Origin of the sequence: Rhabdothermincola sediminis, from assembly GCF_014805525.1 — a bacterium.
Lineage (GTDB): Bacteria > Actinomycetota > Acidimicrobiia > Acidimicrobiales > Acidimicrobilacustridaceae > Rhabdothermincola > Rhabdothermincola sediminis.
On the sequence record NZ_JACFSZ010000033.1, the window covers coordinates 1 to 6,109 of the forward strand.

8 protein-coding genes, 1 tRNA gene and 1 pseudogene are annotated in these 6,109 nt (G+C 72.0%); 7 read left to right on the top strand and 3 right to left on the bottom strand.

Annotated elements, in window-relative coordinates; translation table 11 throughout:
• Positions 1 to 336: 336 nt before the first annotated feature.
• Positions 337 to 492 carry a hypothetical protein gene (locus HZF19_RS15915; protein ID WP_208029784.1) on the top strand — a complete coding sequence of 52 codons (156 nt, stop codon included), beginning with the start codon at positions 337 to 339 and terminating at the stop codon, positions 490 to 492.
• 266 nt (positions 493 to 758) lie between these two features.
• On the opposite strand, the gene HZF19_RS15920 is transcribed toward HZF19_RS15915, so the two are convergent.
• Positions 759 to 1,046 (bottom strand): hypothetical protein, encoded by a 288-nt coding sequence (locus HZF19_RS15920; RefSeq protein ID WP_208029785.1) that lies wholly within the window; start codon positions 1,044 to 1,046, stop codon positions 759 to 761.
• Here HZF19_RS15920 and HZF19_RS15925 point away from each other — a divergent pair.
• The 5 genes from HZF19_RS15925 (at position 1,039) to HZF19_RS15945 (ending at position 4,183) form a co-directional block, all read left to right on the top strand.
• A complete protein-coding gene (locus HZF19_RS15925) occupies positions 1,039 to 1,800 on the top strand; it encodes a hypothetical protein (protein ID WP_208029786.1) in 762 nt (253 codons plus the stop codon). The two genes, HZF19_RS15920 and HZF19_RS15925, sit on opposite strands and share 8 nt — an antisense overlap.
• A 16-nt stretch (positions 1,801 to 1,816) precedes the next feature.
• Positions 1,817 to 2,047 (top strand): hypothetical protein, encoded by a 231-nt coding sequence (locus tag HZF19_RS15930; protein WP_208029787.1) that lies wholly within the window; start codon positions 1,817 to 1,819, stop codon positions 2,045 to 2,047.
• 1 nt (position 2,048) lies between these two features.
• Positions 2,049 to 2,660 carry a DUF4202 domain-containing protein gene (locus tag HZF19_RS15935; RefSeq protein WP_208029788.1) on the top strand — a complete coding sequence of 204 codons (612 nt, stop codon included), beginning with the start codon at positions 2,049 to 2,051 and terminating at the stop codon, positions 2,658 to 2,660.
• Positions 2,661 to 2,704: 44 nt separating this feature from the next.
• Complete coding sequence (locus HZF19_RS15940; protein WP_208029789.1) at positions 2,705 to 4,060, top strand: zinc ribbon domain-containing protein; 1,356 nt, start codon at positions 2,705 to 2,707, stop codon at positions 4,058 to 4,060.
• A gap of 47 nt (positions 4,061 to 4,107) precedes the next feature.
• Positions 4,108 to 4,183, top strand: a tRNA-Gly gene (locus HZF19_RS15945).
• 152 nt (positions 4,184 to 4,335) lie between these two features.
• Here the strand turns inward: HZF19_RS15945 and HZF19_RS17550 are convergent.
• A pseudogene (locus HZF19_RS17550) lies at positions 4,336 to 4,782 on the bottom strand (response regulator); the annotation flags it as partial.
• Between the two features lie 79 nt (positions 4,783 to 4,861).
• On the opposite strand from HZF19_RS17550, the gene HZF19_RS15955 reads away from it, so the two are divergent.
• Positions 4,862 to 5,212 carry a cupredoxin domain-containing protein gene (locus HZF19_RS15955; RefSeq protein WP_307781261.1) on the top strand — a complete coding sequence of 117 codons (351 nt, stop codon included), beginning with the start codon at positions 4,862 to 4,864 and terminating at the stop codon, positions 5,210 to 5,212.
• Positions 5,213 to 5,437: 225 nt separating this feature from the next.
• Here the strand turns inward: HZF19_RS15955 and HZF19_RS15960 are convergent, their stop codons facing one another.
• Positions 5,438 to 5,821, bottom strand: coding sequence for a hypothetical protein (locus HZF19_RS15960; protein WP_208029791.1), 384 nt, complete (start codon positions 5,819 to 5,821; stop codon positions 5,438 to 5,440).
• Positions 5,822 to 6,109: the final 288 nt, after the last annotated feature.

Consider the following 6,109-nt stretch of genomic DNA (forward strand, 5'->3'; position numbering starts at 1 on the left):
TGCACAATGCCGCCGCGTCGAGCAACTCACGATCCGGGCGAGACGTCCCTTGCATCGGCCCATTCTTTTCGATCCACGCCCCCAACGCGAATCGACCCGCCCACCCGATTGCTCAGCAGTCTCCTAGGCGCGGGTGGCCCGAACTAGGGGCGGGTGGCCCGATGGCCGACGTGCGCCGACGTGCGCCAGGTCAACCGCACTGATGCTGCGGGGCGGGCTCAGGGAGGACGCGTTGTGCCATGCGCTGCGCGGGCGGCGATTCGGGGAGGCCCGCCGCATCGGCAAGCTGGTGCTGCTCGACAGCGACGACGGGCCGACGCTCGGCCTGCATTCGGGATGACTGGCCTGCTCGACATCGACGGCACCAGGGCGATCGAAGAGCTGATGTACGCGACCCGGAGCCGGGAGCCGCGCTGGGTGCGGTTGATCGTGGCGTTCGCCGACGGGGGTGGGTTGGTGTGCACGACCCGCGAACACGACCGCCTCCCGTAGCCGCTCACCCCGTGGCGTTCGCCGACGGGGGTGGGTTGGTGTGCACGACCAGCGGCGGCTCGGTGGGTCCCACACCGGTGACCTCCAGGCGCAGCGACGGGTCGGGGGTCGCTGCCCGCGCGACGGGGCCCCACTCGTGCGCCGGGTGGTCGCGGGGCGCACGACGTTGTCGTGTCCGTCGCACCATCGGTAGGCGATGACCGGGAGGCGAGCGGTCGGGGTAGGGTGAGCGAGGCAGCGGGTGGAGCACGGTCGCCGAGCGGAGTTCATCGCGTGAGCACACACCGAACCGAGGCCCGAATGCTGCGAGCTGGGCTGCTGGCGGTGCCCCTCGTCGTGTTGGCGGTGGTCTGGGGCCTCCCGAGCGCCTCCGCGCAGGACGATTCGACCACCACCTCGTCCACGGCGACCACGGCTACGACTCCAACGACCGCGGTCACGACCTCGACCACGGAGCCTGCGACCACCACCACGAGCCGGCCCCGTACCACCACCACCAGGCGCTCGACGCCGAGCAGCACCGCGTCGACCACCACGACCACCACCGTGGTCACCACCACGACCACCGGTGGGCAGGACGCCACGTCGACGACGACGCTGCAGCGGTTCCTCATCCCCGACGACACGGTGGCGCCCCGCGCCGAGCCGGCCGAGTCGTCAGGCAGTGGCGGCCTCAGCACCGACACCAAGCTCACGCTGGTGGTGGTCGGGTTGCTGCTCGTGGCCTCGGTCATCGGGACGCTGACCTGGCTGTACTGGCGTCACACCCGCCCCGCGCCCTACCTCGACGCGCTCGACGTCCTCTCGGAGGTGAAGGACCACGGCGCCGCCGCGGCCACCGCCCTGGCGACCACGCGGCCCACGGTGAGCGACGCGCCGACCGCAGTGACCCCTGTCGTGGATGCCGGTCCAGCAGTCGGCAACCCGCCCGTCGAGCCCGTGCCGGGCGCCCCCACCTCGGCCGTGCGCATCCTCGGCCCGGTCGATCCGGATCGCGCCGGCACGAGTGGGGAGAGCGGCGGGTCCGGTGATCCGGCGCCGGGTGACCCGGCACCGGCGAGTTCGATGCCCGCGGGCTCGACCCCAGCGGATGAACCGACCGGCGAACCGGTCCCGCCGGCCACCGACCCGGCGGTGCAGCCCGCGGAGGTGCAGGATCCACCTCAGCTCGTCACGCTGGAGGACCTCTTCGGCCCGCAGGAGGACGAGCGCCCGCTGGTCTCCGGGCTCGGAGATCCGACCGACTTGTGGTCGGACGGGCCTGCGTCCGATCCCGGCCTGTCGCCCGGTCGGTCGGGGGACCGCTGACGCTAGCGTGGCCCGCATGGGCCACACCTTCGATGTCCAGGCGATGATCCAGCGGTTCCGTGACCGTGCCAACGCGGTGAAGAACCGTCCGCTCCCACCGATCGCGGGAGAGGAGCGCACCCGGTTCATCGAGCAGGCGCAGACCGACTACCAGGACTTCGCCATCATCGGGGACGCGGAGGGCGCCATCGAGGACGGGTTCCTGGTGCTGCGCGTCGATCTGCGGCCGCCCGAGCGGCGCGGCTGAGGTGGGGGACCCACAGCGGTTCGACGCCGCGATCGCTGCCATCGACCGGGCCAACGCCGAGGACCCTGAGACCCTGGAGCTGGACGGCCAGCGGCGCCCCAAGGAGCTGGTCCATGCCGAGCTGGTGACCAGATGGGTGCGCCGGCTCGATCCGGGCGCGAGCGAGCTCCAACTCCTGGCGGCACGCGCGCACCACCTGCGCCGCTGGGTGGTCCCCCGCGGGAGCTACCCGTCGGGGCGAGCCGGTTACCTGCGCTGGCGGCGTGATCAGGCCCGCCGGCAGGCCGAGGAGGTGGCGGTGATCCTCGCCGCGGCCGGCTACGACGATGCGGCCATCGCGCGGGTGCAGGGGATCATCCGCAAGGAAGGGCTGGCCACCGACCCGGCGGTGCAGACGCACGAAGATGCACTGTGCCTGGCGTTCCTGGAGACTCAGCTGGGGTCGTTGCTCGCCGATCTGGGTGAGGAGCGCACCGTCGAGGTGTTGGCCAAGACCGCCCGCAAGATGAGCGCCCGGGGGCTGTCCGAGGCCGCCAAGCTGCCGTTGCCTCCTGCCCACGCCGCCCTTCTCGGCCGGGCCCTTCAGGTCGCGGGAGCCCGAGCCGACAACTAGCGTGGCCCGGTTTCACGACAGGAGCACCGGGGCGAGGAGGGGAGATGCACTGCGACGCCTGCGGAGGTGAGAGCCCGGAAGGGTCGAAGTTCTGCGTGTACTGCGGGAACCGCTTGGCCGCGCAGGCGGAGTCGGCCGAGGCGAGAGAGGCGTCGGGGGAGCGCGGCGTGTCCGAGGAGGGCGGCGTGCCCGAGGAGGGCGGCGTGCCCGAGGAGGGCGGCCCGGCCGCGCCACCGCCGCCCCCACCCGCCGTCGAGGTCGCGCCACCACACCCACCCCCACCTCCGCCTCCGCCACCGCCATCGCCACCAGCTCCGGCGCCGGTGGCCGAGGCTCCGGCGCCGGTCGAGCTCGTGCCCCCGCCACCGCCCCCGCCGCCTGCTCCTGCCGATCCTGAGGTTGCCGAGCAGCCCGTTCCCGCCGATCCTGCGGTCGCCGACCAGCCCGAGGAGCCCGAGGAGCCCGAGGAGCCCGAGCAGCCCGAGCAGCCCGATGAGCCCGAGCAGCCCGAGCCGGTCGGGTACGCCGAGCCGGTCGAGCCCGAGCCAGCGGCACCGGAGGGCCCTTCCGACGTCGACGACAGCCTGGCGTTGCTCATGTCCGCGGCACAGCCGCCGGTCGCCGTGGATGACGACGACGCCCCCGTGCCGTCGATCGTGGTGGGCGGGGCGAGCGTGGCACCGCCGCCACCCCCGCCGATCGCGGCCGTAGCGCCCGTGGCACCTGCGCCACCACCGCCCGCGCCGGCATCGCCTGCGCCGCCCGCTCAGGGGGGAGCGGCGGCTCACCCACCCCCGGTCGTGGCTCCGCCACCTCCACCGCCGATCGAGGCCCCTCCACCCCCGCCGGCGCCGCCCCCCGGCGCGCCGCCACCGCCGGCACCGGTGGCCGCGGTCGCGGGAACGCCGCCGATCGGGGTCGCCCCGCCTCCGCCGGCCGACGCGCCACCGCCTCCACCGACGCCGCAAGCCCTCGCCCCGCCCGAGCCGGAGTCGCCCCTTGGCGTGGTGGACCCGTGGGATTTCGGCGCCGCCTACAACCGGATGTCGAGCAACGCGCAGCGCGCCGGTCGGGTGGCGGCGGCTGTCGCCACCGCCCTGCTCGCCGATGAGGAGACGGTCGAGTCGATCGTGCAGGGCCGCTACCAGAACCAGGCCGGGTTGATCGTGCTCACCGACCGGCGGGTGCTGATCGTCAACGACCACGAGTGGCGCCCGGACGTTCGGGTGGTGCCCATCGAGCCCGAGCTGGTGGTGCAGGGCTGGCAGGACGACCGCACGGCGTCGCTGGTGTTCGTGACCCAGGGCCAGAGTGTGACCGTGAGCCTGATCGTGGACCGGCCGCTCGCCCAGGAGATGGCCCAGAAGGTGCGGGCCAAGGTCGCCGCGTTGGGGAGCTGAACCTTCGCCGGGATGCCGGCGGGGTTGCTATCCTCACAGGTCCACACGCGGACGTGGCTCAGTTGGTAGAGCATCACCTTGCCAAGGTGAGGGTCGCGGGTTCGAGTCCCGTCGTCCGCTCCATGGGAACCCCCTGCCGGGCAGGGGGTCTCCTCGTCTCCGGCGACGATCTCGCCCCCCTGGCGGCCTGTGCGCTCAGGGGTGCCCTCGTGCTGGAACATGCGAATCGCCTCCTGGCGATCCGATGCGTTGAGCTTGTTGAGGATCGAGGCCACGTGCGTGCGCACCGTGACCGGCGCGACGTACAGGCGACGCGCGATCTGATCGGTGTGCAACCCTTGACGGAGCAGCTCGAGGACCTCGGCCTCACCGGGGGAGAGCGTCACCGCTCCCCGGTCGGTGACGTACACCCGGCGGCTGCGATCGGCGCGGAACTGCTCGATGATCCGCATCGCCAGCCCAGGGGACAGCGCGGGCTCGCCGGCGAGCACCGCGCGCAGCGCCTCCACCGTCGCGTCGGGGTGGGTGCCCTTGACCAGGTAGTCGGGGGCGCCGGCCCGCAGCGCGTCGAACAGGTGGTTGTCGTCGCGGGACACGGTGAGCATCACGACCGCGGTGTCGGGCAAGGCCTCGCTGATGGTCCGTGCGGCGTCGATGCCGCTGCCGGGCATCTGGATGTCGGGCAAGGCCAGGCCGCCGGCCGCGGCATGAAGGTCGCTCATCACGTGTTCTGGAGGTCTCTGTGCACCGGACGGTGATCATCGGTGCTCTCGTGGCGCTGCTGGTGCTGATCGGGGTGTCGTGCTCGTCAGAGGAGGGCACGAACGCGGGTCGGGGAGCTCGAGCTCGGTCGAGGTTGGGGCCGATGGCGTACAGCAGATCGAGGTGACGATCTCCGATGCGGGCTGCGAACCGCAGACGATCGTGGCCGGCGAGGGGCCGGCCTGCTTCACGGTGCGCAACGACGGTTCGAGCGCGGTCACCGAGTTCGAGGTCCTCGACGGCGGGCGCATCATCGGCGAGGCGGAGAACGTGTTCCCCAGGGTGGAGAAGGCGTTCTCGCTGAACCTGCAGCCCGGCACCTTCGTCACCTACTGCCCCAACGGCGGCATCGAGCGCGGCACCCTCGAGGTCGTCACCGGGGCCGGGTGACCCCGGCCGATTCCTACACGGGATCCCGGCGACTTCTGCCAAGACCCCTCGGGCGGAGGCGGCGCCCGGAATCGAACCGGGGTACGGGGCTTTGCAGTACCGATAGCGACCTGAAGAACTCCCTGGTCAGCGGCCCTTTTCTACCACCCCTGGGAGCGGGATGGGAGCGACCGGGGAGCAGAATGGCAGTTTCCGGCGGTGCGTGACGGCCAAGCCGTCGGCTCGCTACGAACTCGCCCACCAGCCGGCGCGTGTCAGTGCTCCGCGGGCGCTGGCGACGAATTGCTGGCGCCAGTTGCCGAGCGGAAACGGAAGCGCCTCGTCGTGCAGGACGCGCACGCCTGCCGCACGAAGTCCAGGTGCCACTAGGTCAAACACGACGCCATGACAGATGAGCACGCCAGTAGTCGGCGCAATGGCCTTTACGCGCTCCACGAGTTGGTGAACGCCCGCGCCGATGGCGCGGCGGCGTGCTGACATCGACCGCTTGTCGATCGGCTCATCGACAGCGTCGATGAGCCACACACCGTCCTCGCGCAGCCGATCGAGCAGCTTCTTTTTGCTCCTCGCGTCGAAACCTGGTTCGTGGCCGTAGAGGGCAGCGACCACGCCTCGGTAGAGGTTGTCGTGGGTCAGTTCAGGCGAGTAGAAGAACCGTCGCCTTCCTGAACCGGGGTCCGGCGGGGACTCCCCAATGAGCAGTAGGCGGACCGACGAGGGCCGATACTCCGCCCGGAGCTCCTCGTACCAGGCCAGGCCGCGCTCCGGCACTAGGACTGTGCTGAGCAAGGCGCCTTCGTGGGGTGGAGGGCGGCCGTCGGTCGTGGGAGGGGCGTCGTGTCGTCGGAGGGCGAGCGGGTCGCGGTGCGGGCAGATCGAAGGGCCGGGTTGAGGTGT

What these genes read in the sequence shown, in the direction of transcription:
- HZF19_RS15915 (WP_208029784.1), top strand. Translation starts at nt 337, where the DNA reads ATGACTGGCCTGCTCGACATCGACGGCACCAGGGCGATCGAAGAGCTG.
- HZF19_RS15930 (WP_208029787.1), top strand. Translation starts at nt 1,817, where the DNA reads ATGGGCCACACCTTCGATGTCCAGGCGATGATCCAGCGGTTCCGTGAC.
- HZF19_RS15940 (WP_208029789.1), top strand. Translation starts at nt 2,705, where the DNA reads ATGCACTGCGACGCCTGCGGAGGTGAGAGCCCGGAAGGGTCGAAGTTC.